The organism is uncultured Clostridium sp. (assembly GCF_963515715.1).
Classification (GTDB): domain Bacteria; phylum Bacillota; class Clostridia; order Clostridiales; family Clostridiaceae; genus Clostridium_AW.
This window is the reverse complement of the sequence record NZ_CAUPZS010000012.1, coordinates 58,601-82,034: the sequence shown is the minus strand read 5'-3', so window position 1 is coordinate 82,034 and position 23,434 is coordinate 58,601. Positions and strand designations below refer to the sequence as shown.

Genomic DNA, 23,434 nt, shown 5'->3' with positions numbered 1-23,434 from the left:
TATGTTTGACTTTGATGAAGAAACTTTAATTGAAGAAGCTAAAAAACATTGCGAAGAATTTCTACAAAAAGAACAACGCTCATTAGCCACATTTACAGGAGATTCTAGTTTGATGTATATTCCTGATTCAAAATTGCAAAGATTTTTATTGGATCCTTCCAAAGGAGTTTTGTATTTGCCGTTGGAAAGTTTTTTGGATAGAAAGTTAGATGACAATCAAATTATGTGGCATATCTACTATGAGCTAGCTTTATATCCTGATTGGAAAAGACAAACTAAAAAATATTTGAATAGAAGAAAAGACTGGCAGAGAGAAATTGATCACATGACAAGCTATATTTTAGCTAGGATAAAAAAAGAAGGGTTGGAGAAAGATCCTGCATATCAGTCTAAAATAATTTCGAATTATGTAACTAGAGAAATTCTTGATTTGCTATATCTATTGGATAAGCAAGTATCTTTTCTTAGGGTTTTACAAATGTGCCCTATATACAGGGATGAAGAAAATTTCGAGAAAATTGTTTCATATATGAAACAAGCAGGTAAGACAATGGAGTCAATTTCTCAAATGCCTAGACATAGAGCTTTTGCAAACAGTTTTTTAATTATTGAATTGTATAAAATAGAGCCTAAAATCCAAGAATGTGTTGAAAACCCCTTTGATAGAAAAATTTTTAATCAGCATTTTTTTGATTTTATTCATTATCAATTAGTTAGACAGATAAATAATAATCAAGGAATTATAGAAAGAGATCCACTCATTAGGTCTTTCATCTTTCCAACTTTTCAGCAATTATGGAAACAAGAAATTGATGAAATGATGTTTTATAAATCAAAAGGACAGAAAGAAGAGCAAGTTAAAGGAAGTGAAAATCCTTTTGAACAGTCAGAAGCAGACGAGATGCCAGATTCACTAGAATCTACTCAAGAGGAAGTGGAAAAAATTTTAGAAGAAATGATGGATCAACAAGACCAAATAAGTACGAGTATGCAAAATGTCATGCAAGGTAAGGTAGATTTAGAGGCCTATGGGATTAGTCAATCAGACCAAGAATTGTTTCAATTCTATTCAAATAAAATGAAATCGGAAAGAGAACAAATGCGTCAATTTTGGGAAAAGTTGATAGGTGATGCAAAAAAAGAAGTAAGTGTAAAAAAAGATGGTCAAATAAAGGGAAAGCTAGATGTGAATAGCTTTATTAATTTTTATCCTGATTTTGTAGAAGCTGAAAAAAAGGGGAATTATAAAAATCTTCCGATTTTTAACAGATACTTACTAGAGAGTAGAGCAGACATATTGCCTGAAAGAATAGAGATTTCTTTTGTAATAGATAATTCTGGATCAATGAATGCATCCAAAATTGAGGCGGCAAGAAAAGCTCTGGCAGTGACTTTGCTGTCCATAGATGATTTTAATAAATATTTGAAAAGCAATGCAGAACAGTTGAATCAAAAAGTAGAAGTTTTAAGCGAAACTTGGTTTTTTGGCAGTAAGTATTACAATGTTAAAGAATTTAACGATAAAAATGTTAAGGAAAAAGAAAAAAGTGATATAATTCGCTCAATCGTAAAGCTAGATGCAACAGATGGAGCAACTGACGATGCAAGTTGCCTTAGAGAAATATCCGATAGAATTACGTCCATACAGGAAAGGGAACTTAAAAAAGGAAAACAAATAAAGATAGTCTTTGAAATTACAGATGGTGCATCAAGCTTTCCAGGATCAGCGAAAGAAGCTGTACAAGAATTGTTATCTAAAAATGTTGAAGTCTATGCATTTCAAATAGGAAAAAATAGCGAAACAAATGAAAAAATATTTAACTTCGTATGGAATGAAGGATACAAACAACCACATGGAGTAATAATTGGCGAAGGAGTAGAAGAACTACCAAAAGAATTGCTAAAAGCAGTGGGAAAAAATATGCAGTCTATTTTTACCCAATAATTTGGGATATGGTAAAATAAAGTAGACACAAAGTTAAGAGAAAAATCAACTTAACTTTGTGTCTATTTTTGTTGACAGTTCCAAACACAGCCTCTTTTCTGTGTCTATCTTACAGGGTACAGTTTACTCTCTCTGGTCTTTCTCTATCATGATAGAGAGAATGGTTCGGTCTGTTTCAACCATGCCAGGATTGCTGACTTGTCCCATGTTTCGGATAACTTGTTCCGCTGTTACATCGCAAATTCCGTCTGATGGCTGCAACGCTACGTCAGACATAGCCAGATAAGCGGACATTAATGCTGCATTTGTTGCGGTAGCCAGCTTTAAGGCACAGCCGATTTTGCCGCCATCACAAATCATACCAGTTAAATTTCCACTCATGTTGATAATGGCACTGGTAATCTGACGGTCATTTCCGCCCATGAGCCATACCATAGCTGCTGATGCTGCTGTAGCAGCGGATACGCCGCAGCCACAGGTGGCAGACAGTTTTCCTGTAAAAAGCTTGATATAAACGTTAAGAGTGTGTGAAAATGCCAGTGCTTTTACCAGCTGCTCCTTGGAGGAATTTAAGTGACGGCCCATTTCCGCTACGGGAAGAATGGCTGTGATTCCGTGATTTCCGCTACCGGCACTGCTCATTACGGCGTAGGGACAGCCGCTCATACGACCTTCGGCACTGCTAGCAACGCGAAGCATAGCACGGCTAAATAAATTATCCCCCATAATATCTGCGGTCATTTTTTTCTGCAGGGCAGAAGCGATACCGATTCCTAGAGAATGCTCCAGACCATAGTTTGCCAGCTTTTCATTCATATCAACGCCGTCCAACAGGAAGGAAAGCTCTTCTTCACTGCACTGGTCAATCAATTCACGGATTTTAGCTATGCTCATAAGCTTCAGCTGCTGATGAAGTGAATCGTCAGAGTCGGCAGAGTATTCTTTCTGCAGAAGCACATCATTATTTCGTTTGGTAAAAATGATATTGGAATGGGTGCCACGGATTTCACTGATTCCGATTCCGGCAGTGGTGATGATTTCCGCACGCACGTATAACTGGGCTTCTTCATGTTTAATCACTACTACAACCTGGCTATCTTCTACAATTTTTATGGCTTTTTGGCTTACCTCTGGTGTGATGTCCTCTAAAAGCTCCAGCTTCTTTTCAGGATTTCCTATGACTGCTCCCAGTGAAGCCGCATATTTAAGGCCTACGCGGTCGAAGCCGGGGATGCCTACAGACATTCCGTTTTTATAAACTCCAGGGTTTACCTCTATTTTAATAGAAACAATTTTGCCTCCTATGGCATGATAGGCGTCTGACGCAGCTAGAGCTACACAGACAGGTTCGGTACATCCGAGGGCAGGAACAACCTCTTGCTTTAATAAGGTTAATAAATTTTCTTTTGTTAGCATTGAAAAAAATCTCCTTTCAGGGTTTGGTTTTTACTTTTTATATGAAGCAAAAAACATGCCAATTTTTGAATCAGAGAAAAAAGAGGGGATTGGAATCGAAAAGAAAGATAAAATAAGCAAAGGATATGGTTAAAATGGTCGAATAGAACACATTAACCATATATATAACCAAATAGACCAATTAAAACAAACTATAAAGACGAAAAAATATAAATTTTTTTAAAATTTCAATAAAAAAATTTTTGGCATGGTTTTTGCTCATTATATTTAATGTCAACTGCAAACAAGAAGGACAGTAAGGAAAGGAAGATTTATTATGAAATATGATTTTGATGAAATCATTGACCGCAGCAATAATCGTGCTGCAAAGTATGATGAGAGGGTGAAAAAATTCGGTACAAATGAAGTGATTCCTTTGTGGGTTGCGGATATGGATTTCAGAACTGCTCAGCCAATCATCGATGCTTGCCAAAAGAAAGCCGAGGAAGGCATCTGGGGTTATACTTCCAGGCCGGACGGCTACTTTAAGGCTGTACAGGAATGGGAAAAAAGGCGTAATCAATGGGAGGTTGATGTATCCCTGATGAGCTGGAGCTTAGGAGTTGTTCCTGCATTATCAGCTATTGTTAAAATTTTTAGCAACACCGGCGACAAAATTTTGATTCAGACTCCGGTTTATCCAGAGTTTTATGATGTGACAGAGGCTTGGGAACGAGTAGTAGTAGAAAGCCAGCTTGTAGAAAAAGATGGGAAATGGTGTATTGATTTTGAGGACTTTGAAAAAAAGGCAAAAGAGTGTAAGATTTTTCTTTTGTGTAGCCCTCATAATCCTCTTGGCATTGTATGGGAGCCGGAGGAATTAAAAAGGATGGCGGAGATATGCATTGCAAATGATGTGCTTCTTGTGTCAGACGAGATACACTCAGATTTGATTTTCCATGGAAAGAGACATACGGCTACAGCAACACTTTCCAAAGAAATTGCAGAAAAAATTATTACATGTGTATCTGCAACTAAAACTTTCAACCTAGCAGGTCTTCAGGCTTCTACAACTATCTTTCCAAATGAAGAGATGAAGCAGAAGTTTGATCGTTTTTGGCTTAACATGGAAATACATAGAAACAATGCTTTTAGCTCAGTAGCTATGGAAGCAGCCTACAATGAAGGTGAAGAGTGGCTGGCACAGCTGATTGATTATGTCTCAGGAAACTTTGATTTTATTAAGAAATATTTTGATGAAAATATTCCAAAAATCAAGCCAAATGTTCCAGATGCTACATATCTGGTTTGGTTGGACTGCCGAGAATTAGGCATGACCAATGAAGAGCTCCGTGGTTTTATGATTCATAAGGCTGGTTTAGGCTTAAATGAAGGATGTGGCTTCGGGCGTAGTCTTTCCGGCTACATGAGACTTAATGCAGCATGTCCGCGTTCTGTACTGGAACAGGCATTGAAACAGTTAAAAGAAGCAGTTGATAAGTTATAAAATATAAGGGATAGCATTTTTGTGAAATGCTAGAAGGGGGAAAATATGGATAAGAAGAAACTATGGAAGCATTATCGATCTCCTCTCATTTTGCTTGGGGGGATTATTACGGGAGCTATACTGGGTGTTGTTTTGGGGGAAAAGGCAACAGTATTTGCGCCTTTGGGAGAAATTTTTATTAATTTAATGTTTACTATCGTAGTTCCGATGGTATTTGTTTCAATAGCAACTGCTGTAGGAAGTATGCTGAACATGAAACGTTTGGGTAAAATCCTAGGAAGTATGGTGATGACCTTTATAATAACGGGATGCTTCGCAGCAATTCTGGTTTTGACGGTTGTCAATATCTGGCCGCCGGCAGCAAATACTGCAATTGCAATGGGAAGCGCAGAGATGCAGGAGACTGCAAACATCAGCTCCATGATTGTAGGCTCTTTGACGGTTAACGATTTTTCTGGTCTTATGAGCCGTGCAAACATGCTGCCAATTATTGTATTTGCTATCATCTCCGGTATGGCTATATCTGTCTGCGGTGGGGAAGAAAGCGCTGTAGGTAAGTTATTAGAAAACCTGAATAGGGTTATTATGAGGATTGTGGAAATGATTATGAAGCTAGCTCCTATTGGATTGGGCGCTTACTTTGCAAACCTGGTTGGTGAGTTTGGTCCTCAGCTGATTGGGGATTATGGACGTACAATGCTGATTTATTATCCTATGTGTATTGTTTATGGAGTGGTTTTCTTCCCGGCTTATGCATATTTTGCTGGAGGAAAGCTGGGAGTAAAGAAAATGGTGCAGAACATTTTCAAGCCTGCAGTTACTGCATTTGCCACACAAAGCTCTGTAGCTACATTACCTGTTAATATGGAATCCTGTAAAAATATCGGAGTACCTGAGGATATCTCTAACATAGTTCTGCCTATGGGAGCTACTATGCATATGGACGGTTCCGTACTTTCGTCCATAACGAAAATTGCTTTCCTGTTTGGTGTGTTCCAAATGCCGTTTACAGGGATGGGAACCTATGCCATGGCTATCTTAGTATCAATTTTAAGTGCATTTGTATTATCTGGTGTTCCAGGCGGCGGTCTGGTAGGAGAAATGCTGATTGTCAGCCTCTTTGGTTTTCCAGGAGAAGCATTCCCATTAATTGCTACTATTGGATTTTTGGTGGACCCAGCAGCTACCTGCCTCAATTCCTCAGGTGATACCATTGCATCCATGATCGTCGCACGTTTAGTGGAAGGTAAGGATTGGATGTTAAAGAGAGGAAAAAATAAATCAAATGAAGAAGAACACATTAATATGAAATTAAAGCAGTCTATGTAAAATAAGGAGGAAATAATATGAAAATTACTGTAATTGGAAGCCATCTTTGTCCAGATACCTTAGCTGCATTAAACAAGCTTTCTGATGCTGGAGCAGATATTGATTTTAAGGATATCCTGTCCTGCCATGCAGATTTAAAGGAATATTTAAAACTAAGAGATACTAATGCTCTTTACGATGAAATTAGAGGAACAGAACGTCTAGGAATTCCATGTTTTGTTTTAGAAAACAATGAACTGACCATGGACATCAAAAAGGCCATGGAGAGCTAAGAAAAAGACCTGGAATATATAAAATGTTTGTAGTAACTTAGTAGTTTATGATAAAGTTATAAAATCACATATCGAAAAAGAAAGGAAGAAGAACACATGAAAATTATCGAAACAACAAAAGCTCCTGGAGCTATCGGGCCATACTCTCAAGGATATGAGGTAAACGGAATAGTTTACACTTCCGGTCAGATTCCGGTTAATCCAGAAAATGGGGAAATAGCGGAGGGAATTGCAGAACAAGCAAAACAAAGCTGTGAAAATGTAGGTGCCATCCTAGAAGCGGCAGGCACCGGATTTGAAAAAGTATTTAAGACTACTTGCTTTTTAGCAGATATGGGGGATTTTGCAATTTTTAATGAGGTTTATGCAAAATATTTCGTATCAAATCCGGCCCGCAGTTGTATAGCAGTAAAGGCCCTTCCAAAGGGTGTACTATGTGAAATTGAAGCAATAGCTGTAAAATAAGGAGGAAATAATATGAAAATTACTGTAATTGGAAGCCATCTTTGTCCAGATACCTTAGCTGCATTAAACAAGCTTTCTGATGCTGGAGCAGATATTGATTTTAAGGATATCCTATCCTGCCATGCAGATTTAAAGGAATATTTAAAACTGAGAGATACTAATGCTCTTTACGATGAAATCAGAGGAACAGAACGTCTAGGAATTCCATGCTTTGTTTTAGAGAACAATGAACTGACTATGGATATCAAAAAGGTTCTAGAGGGTTAAGAAAAAGACCTAGAAGATATGAGAGAAAAATAAAATAAAAAGAAAGGGGATGCTGCATGAAAACGTATGTTGGTATAACAGCGTTTGCAGCATCCTTTTATCACATAAAGAGAATGGGATGAAAGTAATAATTATAGGAGGAGTGGCCGGCGGTGCCGGAACCGCCGATAGGTTTGGGATAAGGAACAAATTGCATTCATTTATTACTTAAGCTATAATATATGTAACTAATATGAGGAAATTATGGAGGAAACATGAAAAGGACGATATCTGTAGTGGCTTTTGATTCCAGAGCCGGAGAGTCTTATGCAAAAGAAATTAATGAATTGTTTGGGGAATATGTGGAAATAGCATCCTACAGTGTGAGTGACGGGTCTGCCATGGGAACGCTGCCCAAGGCAGATTTATTTGTGATTTCAACAGATGCATATGGCTCCGCAGAAGAGGTGGCACGTCATGTTCCTATAGACAGCCTGACCATGGGAATTGAGGTTTCCTACCGGTGGAGTACGCTACAAAAGCTCAGTATGATACCAAAGGGGACTCGGGCGCTTTTTGTAAATTTGACGGATACCATGGCCCGGGAGGCTATTGCACAGCTGCAGCAGCTGGGAATAAACCATATTCGTTTTATTTCATTTTATCCAGGTGCTGTTTTGGAAGAGCCGGTGGATATAGCTATAACGCCCGATGAGGAGAGATATGTGCCTCAGAGCGTAAAGAATGTTTTAAATATCGGACACCGTTCCTGTACCTCAGGGATGATGATTGAGATCGCCCTACGTCTGGGACTTGAAGAGCTGCTAGAGACAAAAAAATTCCAAGATTATTTTCAAAAAATGGTAACGCATAATTACAGCTTTAATCAGATATACACCCGTTCTAGAAGACTGGAAAGCCAATTCCATATTTTGATGGAAATATTAGATGAGGGACTGGTAGGCGTTAATGAAAAGGGTGAAATCTTTGCATGCAACAAGAAAGCCTGCCAGATTGCAAAGATTGAGAAGAATCTTGTCCTTGGCAGGTGCGGGGAAAAAGTATTTCCGTATATTCCCTTTTACAGCGCCTTGAAGGATAAGAAAGAAATTCCACCTAAAGTGATTAAGTTGGGCGGCGTAAACGTAAGTATTGCAGTTATACCGGTTTTGAGGCAGAAGGAATGCATCGGTGCATTTGCTACCCTACAGGAATTTAGTGAGCTGGAATCCAAACAGAATGAGTTAAGAAGCCAGCTGCTGAAAAAGGGTCATTATGCCAAGTACACCTTTGATGATGTAATCGGAGAGTCAGATTGTATCTGCCGGACGAGGGAGATTTTAAAACGAATGGCAGCTACCGAAAGTCCGGTTTTAATTGTAGGTGAAACAGGAACGGGAAAAGAACTTTTGGCTCATGCAGTGCATTGTGCATCTAAGCGAAGCAAGGGCCCTTTTATCGCCATTAATGTGGCAGCCATGCCGGAAAATCTTCTGGAAAGTGAGCTTTTCGGTTATGAAGAGGGGGCATTTACCGGTGCTAAAAAAGGAGGACGTCCCGGTTTGTTTGAATTTGCCCATGGCGGTACCTTATTCCTCGATGAAGTAGAAGGCATGAGTCAGGCCATGCAGATAAAGCTCTTGAGAGTTCTGCAGGAAGGTGAAGTTATGCGTGTAGGCGGCAGCGGAATCATAAGCGTTGATGTCAGAATTGTTGCGGCAACCAATGAATCTCTGGATCAGAAAGTGGAGGGAGGAAGCTTCCGAAAGGACCTGTATTACCGTCTGAATACCTTGACGGTTGTAGTACCAACTTTACGGGAACGAGGAGAGGATGTTTTTCTTTTGATGGAGGAGTTTAAAGAGGAACTCCAGGGTGACTTTAAGCTATCAGAGGAAGTGAAAGACTTTCTGCGTCAGTATTCCTGGCCGGGAAATATCCGAGAACTGCATAACACAGTGGAATACTTTGTTTATACCGGGAAACAGGTGATTGAGATGGATGATTTACCGCCCACCATTTTCCATGTACGGACATCCAGACCAGTGAATGTGGAGAAGAAAGAGAGACTTCAGGAGGTGGTTTCGCCATTCTGGTTCGTTCTGGAGCAGCTTTATATAGCAGCGGAGAGAAATGAGTTTATCGGAAGGGATAAATTGATGCTGAGAGCGAAGCAGCAGCATCTTCTATTGTCCCAAAAGGAAATTCGAGATATTTTAAAGGATATGGAGGAAAAGGGTTTTGTAAAAATCAGAAAAGGAAGAGGCGGAAGCAGACTTACCCTGAAGGGGAAGGAATACTGGGAGAGCCGGGATATGGATTGTTGATGAAATTACTTTAGAATGCCATTATTAAAGAAAGTCGACAGTATTTTTGGTTAACTAATATATTAGTGAAACCATTCTTATATTGTAAAATGAAAAGCAAACCCTATAGATATTTATAGAGTAAAATCGAGAATAAATGATGGATGAATGAAGAGCTGTATTGCAGATTCCAAAAAGATTGGATTTTTATTATCCAGTCTTTTTTTGTTGTAATGTTATCCGTTATGATGTATTTTATACGCCCTCTTGCCAACTTTAAAAAAGTATAATACAATGTATTAGACAGGCAGTCGGTCTATAAAAGGAGGATGTAAAAATGAGGATTGTAAAAGAAGCTGAAGAACGCAAAAATGAGATACTTGACGCGGCGGAGGAGCTTTTTGCTCAGAAGGGATTTGACCGCACAAGTACAAATGATATTCTCGAAAAGGTTGGAATTGCACGGGGAACGCTGTATTACCACTTCAAGTCGAAAGAGGATATTATGGACGCGTTGATTGAGCGGTATAATGTCCGTATTTTAGGTGCAGCTCAGGAAATTGCCGCTGACAAGAGCATACCTATAAACGAGCGCCTTATTCGTGCTGTAATGGCACTGAAGATAAGTGGTGGAAGCAGCAAGGAAATTAAGGATCACATTCATAAGCCACAAAACGCGCTTATGCATCAGAAAATACAAAAGGTTATAATCAGCGGCGTTACGCCGATATTAACGGGAATAATCCGCGAGGGCATCGAGCAGGGATTGTTCAGCACGCCGTTCCCATATGAATGCGTGGAAATGACTGTAGCATACGCAAATACTGTTTTTGATGATGATATGGTAGAGATGACAGATGAGGAGCGCGTTTCACGCATACAGGCGTTTGCTTTCAATACGGAAAGGTTGTTCGGCGCCGAAAGTGGAAGCTTTAATATTATGCAGATGTTTGGCGGCGGAAATGGAGGCAGCAATGAGTAATTCAGGAAAATCATTCAGAAAATTTCTTCTTCTGTGGTCGGGAGATTTTGTTTCGGCAATAGGAAGCGGGCTTACATCATTTGGGCTTGGAGTATATGTTTTTGAGCAGACAGGGAAAGCGTCGGCAACTGCACTTGTAATGCTGCTTGCATTTTTGCCGTCGCTTCTTTTAAGCGCTGTTGCGGGCGTGCTTGCAGACCGCTATGACCGCAGGCTTTTAATAGTGTTGGGCGATAGTCTTTCGGCGGTGGGCCTTGTGTTTATTCTGATTTGCATGCTTCGTGGAGAAGCACAGCTATGGCAAATTTGCGTGGGAGTTACGATCAGTTCGGTGTTTTCATCGCTGCTTGAGCCTGCGTACAGAGCTACGGTTACGGATTTACTTACTGAGGAGCAGTACACAAAGGCAAGCGGTTTTGTTCAGGTGGCGGGCTCGGCGAAATATCTAATCTCCCCCTTACTTGCGGCGGTTCTGCTCTCTGTTTCAGATATCAAACTGCTGCTGTTGATTGACATTTGCACACCTCTTGTTACCGTTACTTCAACTCTTGCCGTGAGAAAAGGTCTTGACTCAAAGAAATATGAACAGTCAAAATCCTTTATCCGTGAATTTAAAGACGGCTGGGGCGCTGTTTCAGAAAATAGAGGTGTGCTTGCTCTTGTAATAATTGGTTCTGTCTTAACATTTTTTCTCGGCTTTATCCAAACACTTTCCACGCCGATGGTACTTGCTTTCGCTAACAGCTCTGTATTAGGAACAACTTCAACAATCTCCGCTTCGGGAATGCTTGTGACAAGTGTGCTGATAGGGATTTTCTCCATAAAAAAGGGCTATGTAAAAACACTTTCGGTTTCGCTGTTTTTTGCTGGTATCTTTATGGCAGTGTTTGGTCTGCGGGAAAATATTGTAATTGTTTGCGTTTCGGGATTTCTGTTTTTTGCAATGCTCCCATTTGCAAATACAAGTTTGGATTTTCTTATCCGCACCAACATCGAAAATAACCTTCAGGGCAGAGCATGGGGACTTATTGGTGTGATTTCTCAGCTTGGATATATAGCCGCCTATGCGCTTTCGGGTGTGCTTGCGGATTATGTTTTCACTCCTTTGCTGCTAGATGGCGGAATGCTGGCTCACAGTGTGGGAAAGATCATCGGTACAGGCAGCGGCAGAGGGGCAGGATTTCTTATCCTCATCGCTGGAATACTGTTATGTGTGACTTCGGTCATTCTGTATCACATAAAATCAGTGAGAAGGCTTGAAAATGGAGGTGACTTATGTATCGCAGAATAATCCAGGGTGACATTTTAAAAAGCAAAGTAATAACGCTGGCAACAATGATATTTATCGCTGCAGCGGCTATGCTTGTTTCGTTGGCGGCGATACTTATCGTAAATCTTTCGGGCGCGATTGATACGCTTATGACGCAGGCAAAAACTCCGCATTTTTTACAGATGCATTCGGATGAAATAGATACTGCACGACTTACGATTTTCGCAGAGCAGAATAGTAATGTAGATGAATTTCAAGTGCTTGAGTTTCTAAATGTTGAAGGTACGCAGATAGTAATTAACGGAAACTCCCTTGCAGGTACTGTTCAGGACAACGGCTTCTGCACGCAGAGCGAAAAGTTCGATTATCTCCTCGACCTTGATGGAAACATTATCAATGTGTTCGATGGAGAGGTTTATGTCCCGATAAGTTATATGAAAGACGGCACTGCAAAGATCGGCGATAGAGCAGTAATATATGGAAAGAAGTTTATTGTTGCGGGATTTCTCCGTGATTCGCAGATGAATTCCACTCTCGCCGCATCAAAGAGATTTCTTATCAGTGAAAATGATTATGTGAAAATAAAGGATTTTGGAAATATAGAGTATCTGATTGAGTTTAGATTAAAAGATTTGTCGGCGCTTGGTGCATTTGAAACCGCATATACCTCCGCTGGACTAGAATCGAACGGACCGACGGTCACCTATCCGCTTTTCAAAATGATGAACGCGATTTCCGACGGGTTGATGATTGCAGTTATTCTTCTTGTAAGCGTGCTTGTGGTTGCGATTGCGTTTCTATGCATACGATTCACGCTTCTTGCTAAAATTGAGGACGATTACCGAGAAATAGGCGTTATGAAAGCAATAGGGTTGCGCGTTTCCGACATTAAAAAAATATACCTTGCAAAATACACGGCGATTGGGTTGGCTGGCTGTATTCTCGGATTTGCACTTTCGTTTGTATTCAGAGGCGTGCTTCTTGAAAATATACGGCTTTATATGGGCGAAAGCGAAAATGCTTCTTTCGCTTTGCTTTTCGGGATAATCGGCATACTGATTGTATTCCTTGCAATTATTGCCTATGTAAGCAAAGTGCTGAAACGATTTCGGAAAATATCTGCCACGGAAGCAATGCGCTTTGGCATTTCCCAGGAAAAATCCGCCGGTGCAAAGAGTTTTGTTTTGAGCAAAAATAGGTTGTTTGACACAAATATTTTTCTCGGCATCAAAGATGTTCTTACAAGGAAAAGACTTTACGCAACAATGGTTGTGGTGTTTGTGATTTCAGCGTTTATCATGATTATTCCCCAGAATATGTACAATACTATTTCCTCAAAAGGCTTCATAACCTATATGGGAATTGGAGACTGCGACATGCGCATCGACATTCAGCAGACCGACAATATTTCTGAAAAAGCATCGGAAATTGTGGCAGCGATGGACAATGACAGTGACTTTGCAAAGTATGCCGTGCTTACAACCAAAACATTCACGGTGAAAATGAAGGATAGCTCGGAAGAAAGCATAAAAATTGAGCTGGGCAACCATTCGGTATTTCCTGTAACGTATTCCAAGGGCAGAGCACCCACCGCAGAAGACGAAATTGCGCTATCAGTTATAAACGCCAATGAACTAGACAAAAAGGTTGGCGATGTTATTACACTGGTGGCTCAAGGGAAGGAGAAAAATTTCACGGTATGCGGAATTTATTCAGATATCACCAACGGTGGTAAAACCGCAAAGGCTGCTTTTACTGACGATTCAGCGAACATTATGTGGTACGTAATCGGCGCAGAGCTTGCGGATGAATCTCTGATTGATAGCAAGGTTTCGGAATATGCGAGCAAATTTGGTTTTTCAAAAGTTTCGAGCATTGATGAATATATTACTCAGATGTTCGGCGCAACACTAAGCGCCATTAAAAAGGCTTCTTCTGCCGCAATTGGCGTCTCACTGATTATTACGTTACTTGTTACCCTATTGTTTATGAAAATGCTTGTTGCAAAGGATAGATATTCCATTGCCGTAATGAAAGCCTTCGGTTTTACAAACTCGGATATTACTGTGCAGTATGTTTCTCGTTCAGTATTCGTTTTAATTGTGGGAATCATTTTTGGTACGTTTTTGGCAAATACGCTTGGAGAAATGCTTGCGGGCATGGCTATCTCCTTTTTTGGAGCGACATCGTTTAAATTTACTGTCAATCCGCTTTCAGCGTACATACTTTGTCCGCTGATGATGGTATGTTCAGTACTTATCGCAACAATAATTGGCATATCAGGCATCGAGAAGATAAGAATATACGAAAATATAAAGGAGTAGCTTATGAAGAAGATTATTATCAGTGAAAATATAGTGAAATCATTCGGCGAGGGCGATGAAAAGCGCAATGTTCTCGACGGAGTGTCTGTTGAAATAAAGGAAGGCGAGTTTATTGCGGTTATGGGACCTTCAGGCTCAGGAAAATCCACACTGATGTTTGCGCTGAGTGGAATGGACGGAGTTGATGGCGGAAAGGTTGTTTTTGACGGTGGGGATTTATCGGCACTCAAGGAAAATGAGCTTTCAGATATACGCAGAAGAAAAATGGGATTTGTTTTTCAGCAGCCTACAATGCTTAAAAATCTGAATATTCTCGACAATATCATTCTTCCCTCAATGCGCGACAACAGAAAAAACGCTACGAAAATTATTGAAAAAGCAAGAATGCTTATGAAAAAGACGGGCATTTCGGAATTGGAAAAGCGTGATATTACACAGGTTTCGGGAGGACAGCTTCAGCGTGTGGGAATATGCCGAGCACTTATGAGCAATCCGAAAATTGTTTTCGGTGACGAGCCAACTGGAGCGCTTAACTCAAAATCTGCACAGGAGGTTATGAGCATCTTTTCCGAAATCAACGGGGAAGGTACTACGGTTATGCTTGTAACTCATGATGCAAAGGTGGCAGCGTGGACGGAGCGTATTATGTTTATGTGCGACGGAAAAATCGTGAGCGAAATGCGACTTCCGAAATTCAGTGGCACAAATATTGATGACAGGATGAAAAAAATCACGGAGAAAATGCGGGAAATAGGAGTATAGTTTTTTAGACCATATAACTGAAACAAAGTGCATGCGCTATAGGACAATAACATCCTATGGCGCATTTTTGTTGTCATAAATAGATTTTTACAACGCCACGAATATTGTTTTTTAAACTGGGTTTTGGGGAAAGTATATTTCTACAAAATATTCGTGTTCCATACTTTTATGAAGTAGCGCAAACTTGTATTTTACTAATAGGGTAGAATCGTGCAGGCGAAAATGACGGCATAATTTATATAGATATTTGATTAAATCATTTTTTACACCCCAGAACATAATATTGGCATAATAGCCCGTTACATGATGTTGGGCCACAACGTTATGTTCAGCTGCAAATATAAATTGATTTTCAAGTATAGTTGTATTTATCGTACTGCCAGGAAATGAAAAACCAATTACCTCGTCATTCTCTACTATTGTTCCATCCGGTTCACTATGATAGAAAGCCCATTGCTCCAAAGATTCTATCCCTTCTGTTTGCTGTGATTTAGCGTCTTCCTGCAGTAATGTTTCCAGATTTATTCTATAGATGGTAATATCAATTTCTTTATAAACTGAAGCAGTAGAAAATGTATAATCGTTTTTAAATTTAGAAATAGTCGTAAGTATCGCTAACATATCCTCAGCATATTGATCAAGTTGATTTAACAACCTTTTTTCTTCGTTTATACGTTCCTTTTGTTCTTTTACCATTGATAAATATCCATCAATACTTTCCGAATCTATTCTTTCTTTCATTTGATTTAGAGGGATGTTTATATATTTTCCAACCAAAATCATTTCTAAGATATCTAGATGTTCTAAGGAATAGTAACGATAATCATTTTGAGAATCAACAATTGGCTTTAACAATCCTTTTCGGTCGTAGTGACGTAAAGTATCAAGTGATATACCATACAATTTACTTACTTGCCCAATCCGTAGTAATCCCTGCATTTTATCCTCCTCAAAAAATTTAATAATATTCATTGACTCTTGAGCAACTCAAGGGTTTATTTTAAGTATAGTACCTGGAAAAATCTAATTTGTAAAGGGGACAATATGCTGATGGATAATATTTATATTGAGAAGTATCAAAATACTGATTTTAGAGATGTAATTGCTTTATTAGTAGAATCTTTTAAAAGCAAGTTCTGCCAACACCAAAAGCTAAGTAATAATGATATAGAAAATATTTTATACGCTTCTTGGCATCTCGAAGCTGATGATCCCGCGTATCTTCATTTTGTAGCTAAACAAAATAAAAAGGTAGTTGGCGTAATTCTAATACGTTGTAGAAAAACAGAAAATACAAATGAAAACATTCCTATTATATCCTTATGTAAACAATATGGTGTCTACAATATTATAATGATGTACAGCAAAATGGCACTGTTAGAAGCTCACAAACTAAATGAAGGAGAATGCTATATAGAACATATTGCAGTTGATGGAACATGTCGTGGAAAAGGAATTGGCATGTTACTTCTTCAGCACGGAGAACAGGCATTATTAGATAGAGGATATACATCCTATACATTAGCAGTTGCCGGGGGGAATCCTGCAAAACACCTTTATTGGCGATTTGGTTTTGAGGATATAAAAAAGATAAAAAGTCGCTTAAAGGGATACTTTGTTGGAGAAGCTAGATGGGCTATAATGCAGAAGGTTTATAATCATGAGTAGCAGTAAAGAAAGATATTAAGAAAAAAGTAAAAATGCGGTGGACTATTCCACCTAATTTAGTAAAATTTGTTGAAAATAAATAAAAGAGTGATTTTTTTAAAGATGGTAGCATATATATTTATGTATGTAATAAAAATGGAGCACATAAGATTCCTAAACCTAGATATTCAAACTATAGCACAACCTTTAGAGCTGTACCAAGTTTAGCAAGTATAAATAATAATATGGGTTAGCGCTATAAAAATGAAGGAGGAGAATATGTGTATATCTATAATTTAAACACCATAAATCTCTTAGATAAAAGAATGGATGATAGTGGAGTAGATAGTATTAGGCCCTTTTTTCATCAACTAACCAAAGCTAATGAGAAAGAAGCTCTAAATTTAATTAATGATGAAAACTTGCATTTTGCTTCACTTTTTGTGCTTAAACCTGAAATTGAGGAACTAAAGCTTTTTCAGAAGTTAAATATACGAAATAGAATTGCCTTAAGAATCACAAGTGAAATATTGTTAAGTAAAGAAAACATTTCAGCTGTTGAAGATCTTTCATTTGACTATATACAAGCAGTTCATTCTGTCTTAAAGTGGATGCTAGAAACGGGGTGCATTAACGATGGATTGAATGATCAATATGATGAAGTTTTAGATATAACAGCAATATGTCTAACAAAAGTATATAGAGATAAAACGGTACTGCCCATAATAGCAGAAATGATTTTTAGGAGATATAAACAAGGATTACTAATACATCATTTAGCTTGGGCTTTTTTTGAATCACGTGATCCTATAAGTTTAAGCATTATTTCAGAAAGATTACTATCTAAAGAGTTGAAAGATATTGAATTGGCACAGAAGCTTTTAAGTTTTGTGCCAGACATAGGTATACGAGATAACATAGATATCAAAGAACAATACCTATCTTTTCTTGATTGGTTCGGAAAAAATAATCTGTTTCTGCGCTTCACAGAGGAATGCTTTCAACAAAGCGGCAATCCCGTAATTTATAGGGTAGTTTTGGAAGGAAAGTATTTATGTGAACCAATATCAATTGATACAGGAAAAATATTAAGGATTTTAAGCGCAAAAAAGTGTAAATTGATAGATGAATTTAAAAGGTTAGATAAGAATACTCAAATATTACTTTCAGAGTTTTCCGTTATGTTACATCATAATAACATATATAAGTGGCAGGATTGGCTAGAGTGTCCAATAGAGGAACAAATAAAATTTGCTAGAATAGGAGGAATACGATGATTATAATTTCAGGTAATATAGTTACCAGAGATAAAATTGTTGCTGAGTATCCACCAAATAGCCTGGAAAGACAGATTGCCGAGCAGTTAGCATCAAGTAAAGATATTTATAGATATGACTCACTAAATCAATTAAATTTTGACATAAAACTACGAGTAAATATTGTTGGAGCAGCTAGGGAATTAGATGAAAGTGATATGAGTTTTACAACATTTCGTAAATCAAAATGTAATACAGATTACTGGCAGCGTACTAATGAAGGTGGTTTTTTATTAAAAAAATATATAAAACCATCTGATGCCATAAAGGATATCTTTATTAATAGTTCAAAATATGGTACTGAATGTGCCACTGCAATGGTTATTGTTTATTATAAGGCACTTGTTAACATACTTCCCGAAAAACTTTTTAATGAAATGTATCCGAGTATATATTTATTAGATTGGCAATATATAAGTAGAAACCTTTATATGGAAAATTATAGAGGTGTAACAGAATTCTTTCCTGGAGATTGTCAATATTTTAGAAATCCTGATGTAAATCCGGTAACGCCTGAATGGCAGGGAGAAAATGTTATTAATTTAGGCGATGGAACTTATTATGGTCATGGTATAGGTATAACAACCGCTGATGGAATAATAAGAGCGTTAAATAAGAATAGGAAAAGAGGAGCTACAAGATCAGCTTTTTTACTAGACTTTGCAGTGCGTTTAAATGCTAAGCAAATAGCTAATAAATATTATAATTTTATTTCTACAATGCGAATGGAAAGATGGAGAGAGATTTATAGAGACTATCGAAACTATCTACAATATTAAAAAGAAATATACAATAGAATAGTTGAAAAAATAGTAAAAGAACTTGAGAGTCAAGTTCTTTTACTATTTTAAATAACAAGAGATAAAGAAAATGAATATAATGTAGTGTATCTTAGAACAGGCATTAATTTTAATACCTGTTCTTTATACCTTAGGTTTAATGTTAAAGCAGTCTAATATAAAGGATTGGTTAATACCATGGATATTATTATTCTTTGAAACAATAGGAGTTATAGCCTTAATGGAATTTAATATAAATGCAGTTATACAAGGCATATTGGTTACAGGAGTAATTGTATATGCTAATCAGCGAATAAAGTAGAGAACAGAAAGGAGAGGGTGAAAATAATGAAGATAAATAAATCTAATCTAAGTTTTAAAAATTTATCCTATGGTAATAATCCAAAGTCTATAGTTCTGCATCATGCAGAAGCTTCAAAATGCAGTATAGAAGATATTCATAGGTGGCATTTAAATAATGGGTGGGCTGGCTGTGGATACCATTATCTAGTTAGAAAAGACGGAAGTATATGGACAGGACGACCAGAAAATGCAGTAGGATCCCATGTGAGCGGATTTAATCAAAACAGTTTAGGAATATGCGCAGAAGGAAGCTATATGAAAGAAACAATGCCAGAGGTACAAAAGAAGACTATAATAGATTTATGTAAATATTTATGTAATAAATATGGGATTAATAAAATATATGGTCATAGAGAAGTAGGAGCTTCCAATTGCCCTGGAGTTAATTATCCCTTAGAGGAGATCAGAAAAGCTATATTATCTGATAAGGAAATAAAGTCTTATATAAAATTAGACGGAGGGGGCTATGCAAATTACAATGGAGTTCCTGGTATAAACTTAATAATTCGAGATTATTCTGACGATATTACAAGAGTTTTCGTTTGGGTGGACAGTGATAAGGGATCAAGTTGGGCTTTTGACATTAATCCACCTAATGGTAATTATACAAAGCTATTTAAAAATACTAGCAAAATTATAAATATAAGAAATGGAGGAGGCACTTTTTCTAAAGGAGTCTACTATAAAATTAAGGTTAAAGGATATAACAAGGATGGAAAAATTGTAGCAGAGAATGAAATAATGTTAAAGGTACCAAATTAAATTTAAAGCCATGGGTTAGGTTAACTCCTAGTCCATGGCTCTTTGACAAAAGCTTAAAATTATGGTATGTAAAAGAAAAGAGAAGTAGCTCTTGTAGGTGAGTTAATTTATATTTTCTTTGCAAAGCCACTTGACTATCACCCTGGGTGCTAGCTTATGATTGTTTCGAGGTGACAATTATGTTTATTAAAGAAGTGTGTGTAACAACAAAACTGACTAAAAAAGCAATTGAATATTACATAGAACAAAGCTTGATTTTTCCTGATGTTTTGGAAAACGGGTACAGAGATTTTTCCACTGATGATATTGAAAAACTGAAAAAAATAGCAATTTTGCGTAAATTGGGGCTTGGAACGGATGATATTAAAATTGCACTATCAGATGAAAATGGAGAGACTTTACAAAAGCTTTCCATTCAAAAAGAGTTAAGACTTAAACAAGAAAGAGCAAAACAATCGCTACTTGATAAACTAAGTACGGGCAAAAGTTTTGATGAAGTAAGTGTGGAGCTTAAATCCATTGAAAAAAACGAAACAATAACAGAAAAGCTATTAGATGCTTTTCCTGGTTATTATGGTCGATTTATTACCCTTCATTTTTCACGTTTTTTAAATGAGCCGATTTCCACGAAAGAACAACAAGTAGCTTATGAAGAAATAGTTAGTTTTCTCGATAACGTTCCCACGCTGAACTTCCCAAAAGATCTACAGGAATTTCTAATTGAATGCACAAAGAATTTCAGTACACAAAGTATTATTGAGATGAACGAAAAAATTAAGCAATCTATTGAAAATCCAGAAAATTTCTTATCTGAAAACAAGGAAATACTGGATTGGTATCTTGAATATAAGCAGTCGGAGGAGTATAAAAATTCCCCTACCTACAAAATTCAAGAAATGCTTAAGGAGTTTAACAGTATCAGTGGTTATTACGATATTTTTATTCCAGCAATGAAAAAACTAAGTACATCATACTCGGATTATTACAAACAGCTTGAAATTGCAAACGAGAAGTTGTTATCGCAATATCCTGAAATTCAAAAATTGAGTAACTAAATCTAATGAGCACACCTTATATTACACAAATATTACACGAGGAAAGTCCAAAGGCATTGAGATGAAAGATTTTGATGCTTTTGTTTTTATATAAACATAATTTATGATGGATACACCTCTCGCTGCTATAGAAATAGAAATGCAACTCACATTAGGCTTGAAACTATAGAAAATCTAAAAAATACCTTGAATTTATGCAATAGGTTGCTTATAATAAAATAAAGGCAACCTGTTGCATAATGGAGGTGTAAATAATGGGTAAAACAGAAAAACAAGAAATAATTTTTGGAAGCATCTTGCTGCTCTCTAACAAATTACAGACTTTGGGGGATCAAGTCTTACCAGAGTTGACACTGAAACAATGGTTTCTGCTTATCGTTATGACAAAGATGGAAGAAGATGATGCAACCGTCAACGAGATTGCGAAATATATGGGAAGCAGCAGGCAAAACATTAAGAAAATGCTTTTATCGTTAGAAAAGAAAGGTTTTGTATCTATCAAAAAATCGAATATAGATGCCAGAGCTTTGAGTGTATCACTTACACCACAAGCACAGGACGTTTTGAATGAAATAGAACAATACAGTCTAAACAACATTGCAAGGGTATTTGAGAATATCACAGAAACAGAACTGGATGCTGTCGTTGAAGTTATTAAAAAGATGAACGAAAATATCGAAAAGTTTCAAAGTGAGGTACAAACCAATGAAAAATAGTCCACACACAAAATGGAATGGTATTCATATTTCTATTGGAATTTGTTTATTGCTTCTTTTTGTCATAACTATAACAGGAGCCTGTTCCTTTTCTACTAGTCAGACATACGAAGTGGTAAACCAATATGGGGATACCGTAAAGCTATGGGGCAGTGGAGTTTATGCTCATGACTCCTACTTTCGTGCGCCAATCTTCATTGGCAGCGATATTACAATGCTTATTATTGTAATTCCCTTTATGATTGCTTCTCTGATTAGAGAAATCAAGCATAGAACATTGAAAACACAGCTTAGCTTAATTTCTTATATGGGTGTAGTATTTTACTACGCTACGAGCATTGCATTTGGTGTTACTTATAATCAGCTACACTTGTTATATATTTCATTGTTCGGTTTATCATTATTTATTTTGATTGCTCTGATTAAAGATGTAAATTTTTCGGAATTGAAGAAACAACAGGCGTGGAATAAGCCAACAAAGGGAGTAGAGATTTTTCTGATTTGTTCTGGCATTGCTTTAATGGTAGCTTGGCTGCCTGATGTAGTTATTTCCCTTATCAACAATCATTCTCTTTCGAGGATTGAAGTTTATACAACGGAGATTACAAATGTATTGGATATAGGTATTTTGAGCCCGCTGATGTTTATCTGTCTATATCTGCTTAGAAAAGGAAATGGTTTGGGTGATGTGATATTCGCCACTATGATTCGCTTATGCGAGATTATCGCTGTTATGGTGATGATACAGTCTGCGTTTCAACTTATGACGAATGTTCATGTAACCGCTCCGGAACTGATTGGAAAAGCAGCCTCTTTTATATTGCTGGCGGCCTTTGCTTTTTACTTTGACAGGTGTATTTATAAAAATTTATAAATTTTAGTAGAATTGAACTATGGCTAAATTAAATGTAGTGTTAGGGCAGCATGAAGAATAAGAATAGCAAACACTTTGGGAAGTATGGGGAAAATTCAATGTCCAGTTGCATATAGCTGTACATAAAAATACTATAAAAATACTTGACTGTAAAGTAACTTTATAGTTTAGAATTTAAGTGATACTAGTATGGAGGTTGATATAATGAGCAAATCAGTTTAATACGAAAAGTTTATTAATTCTAATTTGACACCGATCTCTTTCCATATTGGTTAAAGCATATTTATAATGGACATCCGGTATTCAAATCTTATTTTATGAATGTTTTTTGTATAGACTTGGATAATAAATCAAAGATTTGGTATTGCAACATAAAAGGGGGTTGAAATGGAAAGATTATCATTTGTAAAACAATATATTACAAAAACAAGAACTGTAGGAGCTATACTTCCAAGCTCAAAATATCTTGCAAACAAAATGATTGAAAATATTGATTTTAACTGTGCCAGCTATATTGTGGAATATGGACCAGGCACAGGGGTATTTACTGAAAAAATGATAAAAAAAAGAAAGAGAGACACCATAATTTTGCTTTTTGAAAGCAACAAAGAGTTTTGCAACCTGCTGAAAGAGAAATATAAAAATGAACCAAACCTTTATATTATTAACGATTCTGCCGAATATATTGAGAAATACATAATAAGGTATGATATTCCGTGGATAGATTATATTGTTTCAGGACTTCCCTTTGCGAGTTTGCCACATAATGTATCCTCAAATATTTTAAAGCAGACACAAAATCATTTGAAGGAAGATGGTAAATTTATTACTTTTCAGTACACTTTATTGAAAAAAGATTTTATTGGGCAATACTTTAAAGAGGTAGGTATAAAAAGAGAAGTGAGGAACATACCACCTGCATATGTGTTTTGTTGCAGTCTCTGATTGGATGTTGATCAATAAGTTATTTGAGAGCACCATTTTGCAATAGTGATTAACATATTTTCATTATCAGAAACTAAACAAAAAATCAAGAAAAAGACCTAGAGCCGAGAGTAAAATCTCGGCTCTTTTTTTGTACGATGTTTATTAGAATTGACGGAGAAATGTGAATATGAT

22 protein-coding genes are annotated in these 23,434 nt (G+C 37.1%); 20 read left to right on the top strand and 2 right to left on the bottom strand.

The genetic code is table 11. The features are described 5' to 3' along the window. The first annotated feature begins 1 nt into the window (after window position 1). Window positions 2-1,945, top strand: coding sequence for a VWA domain-containing protein (locus RYO54_RS10280; RefSeq protein WP_315118332.1), 1,944 nt, complete (start codon window positions 2-4; stop codon window positions 1,943-1,945). 123 nt (window positions 1,946-2,068) lie between these two features. On the opposite strand, the gene RYO54_RS10275 is transcribed toward RYO54_RS10280, so the two are convergent. Then, window positions 2,069-3,361, bottom strand: coding sequence for an L-serine ammonia-lyase, iron-sulfur-dependent, subunit alpha (locus tag RYO54_RS10275; RefSeq protein ID WP_315118296.1), 1,293 nt, complete (start codon window positions 3,359-3,361; stop codon window positions 2,069-2,071). A gap of 316 nt (window positions 3,362-3,677) precedes the next feature. Here RYO54_RS10275 and RYO54_RS10270 point away from each other — a divergent pair, with 316 nt between their 5' ends. The 10 genes from RYO54_RS10270 to RYO54_RS10225 all read left to right on the top strand — a co-directional run bounded on the left by RYO54_RS10270 (window position 3,678) and on the right by RYO54_RS10225 (window position 14,803). After that, window positions 3,678-4,847 carry a MalY/PatB family protein gene (locus RYO54_RS10270; protein ID WP_315118295.1) on the top strand — a complete coding sequence of 390 codons (1,170 nt, stop codon included), beginning with the start codon at window positions 3,678-3,680 and terminating at the stop codon, window positions 4,845-4,847. Between the two features lie 45 nt (window positions 4,848-4,892). Beyond that, on the top strand, window positions 4,893-6,176 hold the full coding sequence (locus RYO54_RS10265) for a dicarboxylate/amino acid:cation symporter (RefSeq protein WP_315118293.1): 1,284 nt from the start codon (window positions 4,893-4,895) through the stop codon (window positions 6,174-6,176). Window positions 6,177-6,193: 17 nt separating this feature from the next. Beyond that, window positions 6,194-6,448 (top strand): glutaredoxin, encoded by a 255-nt coding sequence (locus RYO54_RS10260; RefSeq protein ID WP_315118291.1) that lies wholly within the window; start codon window positions 6,194-6,196, stop codon window positions 6,446-6,448. Between the two features lie 96 nt (window positions 6,449-6,544). Next, window positions 6,545-6,913: a RidA family protein gene (locus RYO54_RS10255; RefSeq protein WP_315118289.1), complete on the top strand. Its 369-nt coding sequence runs from the start codon at window positions 6,545-6,547 to the stop codon at window positions 6,911-6,913. Between the two features lie 12 nt (window positions 6,914-6,925). Further along, the gene (locus tag RYO54_RS10250; RefSeq protein ID WP_315118287.1) at window positions 6,926-7,180 is read left to right on the top strand and encodes a glutaredoxin; all 255 of its coding nucleotides are present in this window, start codon (window positions 6,926-6,928) and stop codon (window positions 7,178-7,180) included. Between the two features lie 254 nt (window positions 7,181-7,434). Continuing rightward, window positions 7,435-9,486: a sigma 54-interacting transcriptional regulator gene (locus RYO54_RS10245; RefSeq protein ID WP_315118286.1), complete on the top strand. Its 2,052-nt coding sequence runs from the start codon at window positions 7,435-7,437 to the stop codon at window positions 9,484-9,486. A 316-nt stretch (window positions 9,487-9,802) separates the two neighbouring features. Beyond that, window positions 9,803-10,447: a TetR/AcrR family transcriptional regulator gene (locus tag RYO54_RS10240; RefSeq protein WP_315118284.1), complete on the top strand. Its 645-nt coding sequence runs from the start codon at window positions 9,803-9,805 to the stop codon at window positions 10,445-10,447. After that, window positions 10,416-11,738: an MFS transporter gene (locus tag RYO54_RS10235; RefSeq protein WP_399549338.1), complete on the top strand. Its 1,323-nt coding sequence runs from the start codon at window positions 10,416-10,418 to the stop codon at window positions 11,736-11,738. The genes RYO54_RS10240 and RYO54_RS10235 overlap by 32 nt, the downstream gene beginning before the upstream one ends. Next, window positions 11,723-14,041 (top strand): ABC transporter permease, encoded by a 2,319-nt coding sequence (locus tag RYO54_RS10230; RefSeq protein WP_315118282.1) that lies wholly within the window; start codon window positions 11,723-11,725, stop codon window positions 14,039-14,041. Before RYO54_RS10235 ends, RYO54_RS10230 begins: the two co-directional genes overlap by 16 nt. Window positions 14,042-14,044: 3 nt before the next feature. Continuing rightward, window positions 14,045-14,803: an ABC transporter ATP-binding protein gene (locus tag RYO54_RS10225; RefSeq protein WP_315118280.1), complete on the top strand. Its 759-nt coding sequence runs from the start codon at window positions 14,045-14,047 to the stop codon at window positions 14,801-14,803. A gap of 111 nt (window positions 14,804-14,914) precedes the next feature. Here RYO54_RS10225 and RYO54_RS10220 read toward each other — a convergent pair whose 3' ends face one another. Then, window positions 14,915-15,742, bottom strand: coding sequence for a MerR family DNA-binding transcriptional regulator (locus RYO54_RS10220; RefSeq protein WP_315118279.1), 828 nt, complete (start codon window positions 15,740-15,742; stop codon window positions 14,915-14,917). A 111-nt stretch (window positions 15,743-15,853) separates the two neighbouring features. On the opposite strand from RYO54_RS10220, the gene RYO54_RS10215 reads away from it, so the two are divergent. The 9 genes from RYO54_RS10215 (at window position 15,854) to RYO54_RS10175 (ending at window position 23,260) form a co-directional block, all read left to right on the top strand. Next, on the top strand, window positions 15,854-16,471 hold the full coding sequence (locus tag RYO54_RS10215; RefSeq protein ID WP_315118277.1) for an N-acetyltransferase: 618 nt from the start codon (window positions 15,854-15,856) through the stop codon (window positions 16,469-16,471). A gap of 260 nt (window positions 16,472-16,731) precedes the next feature. Next, window positions 16,732-17,727, top strand: a complete 996-nt coding sequence (locus RYO54_RS10210; protein ID WP_315118275.1) for a hypothetical protein — start codon at window positions 16,732-16,734, stop codon at window positions 17,725-17,727. Further along, entirely contained in the window at window positions 17,724-18,545 is an 822-nt protein-coding gene (locus RYO54_RS10205) for a protein-glutamine gamma-glutamyltransferase (RefSeq protein WP_315118273.1), read from the top strand. The genes RYO54_RS10210 and RYO54_RS10205 overlap by 4 nt, the downstream gene beginning before the upstream one ends. A 109-nt stretch (window positions 18,546-18,654) precedes the next feature. Next, window positions 18,655-18,867 (top strand): phage holin family protein, encoded by a 213-nt coding sequence (locus RYO54_RS10200; RefSeq protein ID WP_315118329.1) that lies wholly within the window; start codon window positions 18,655-18,657, stop codon window positions 18,865-18,867. A gap of 26 nt (window positions 18,868-18,893) precedes the next feature. After that, complete coding sequence (locus RYO54_RS10195; RefSeq protein ID WP_315118271.1) at window positions 18,894-19,670, top strand: peptidoglycan recognition family protein; 777 nt, start codon at window positions 18,894-18,896, stop codon at window positions 19,668-19,670. Between the two features lie 179 nt (window positions 19,671-19,849). After that, window positions 19,850-20,725, top strand: coding sequence for a MerR family transcriptional regulator (locus tag RYO54_RS10190; protein WP_315118270.1), 876 nt, complete (start codon window positions 19,850-19,852; stop codon window positions 20,723-20,725). A gap of 254 nt (window positions 20,726-20,979) precedes the next feature. After that, the gene (locus tag RYO54_RS10185) at window positions 20,980-21,441 is read left to right on the top strand and encodes a transcriptional regulator, SarA/Rot family (protein ID WP_315118268.1); all 462 of its coding nucleotides are present in this window, start codon (window positions 20,980-20,982) and stop codon (window positions 21,439-21,441) included. Beyond that, window positions 21,431-22,315 carry a hypothetical protein gene (locus RYO54_RS10180; RefSeq protein WP_315118267.1) on the top strand — a complete coding sequence of 295 codons (885 nt, stop codon included), beginning with the start codon at window positions 21,431-21,433 and terminating at the stop codon, window positions 22,313-22,315. Before RYO54_RS10185 ends, RYO54_RS10180 begins: the two co-directional genes overlap by 11 nt. A 387-nt stretch (window positions 22,316-22,702) precedes the next feature. Next, on the top strand, window positions 22,703-23,260 hold the full coding sequence (locus RYO54_RS10175) for an rRNA adenine N-6-methyltransferase family protein (protein ID WP_315118265.1): 558 nt from the start codon (window positions 22,703-22,705) through the stop codon (window positions 23,258-23,260). Window positions 23,261-23,434: the final 174 nt, after the last annotated feature.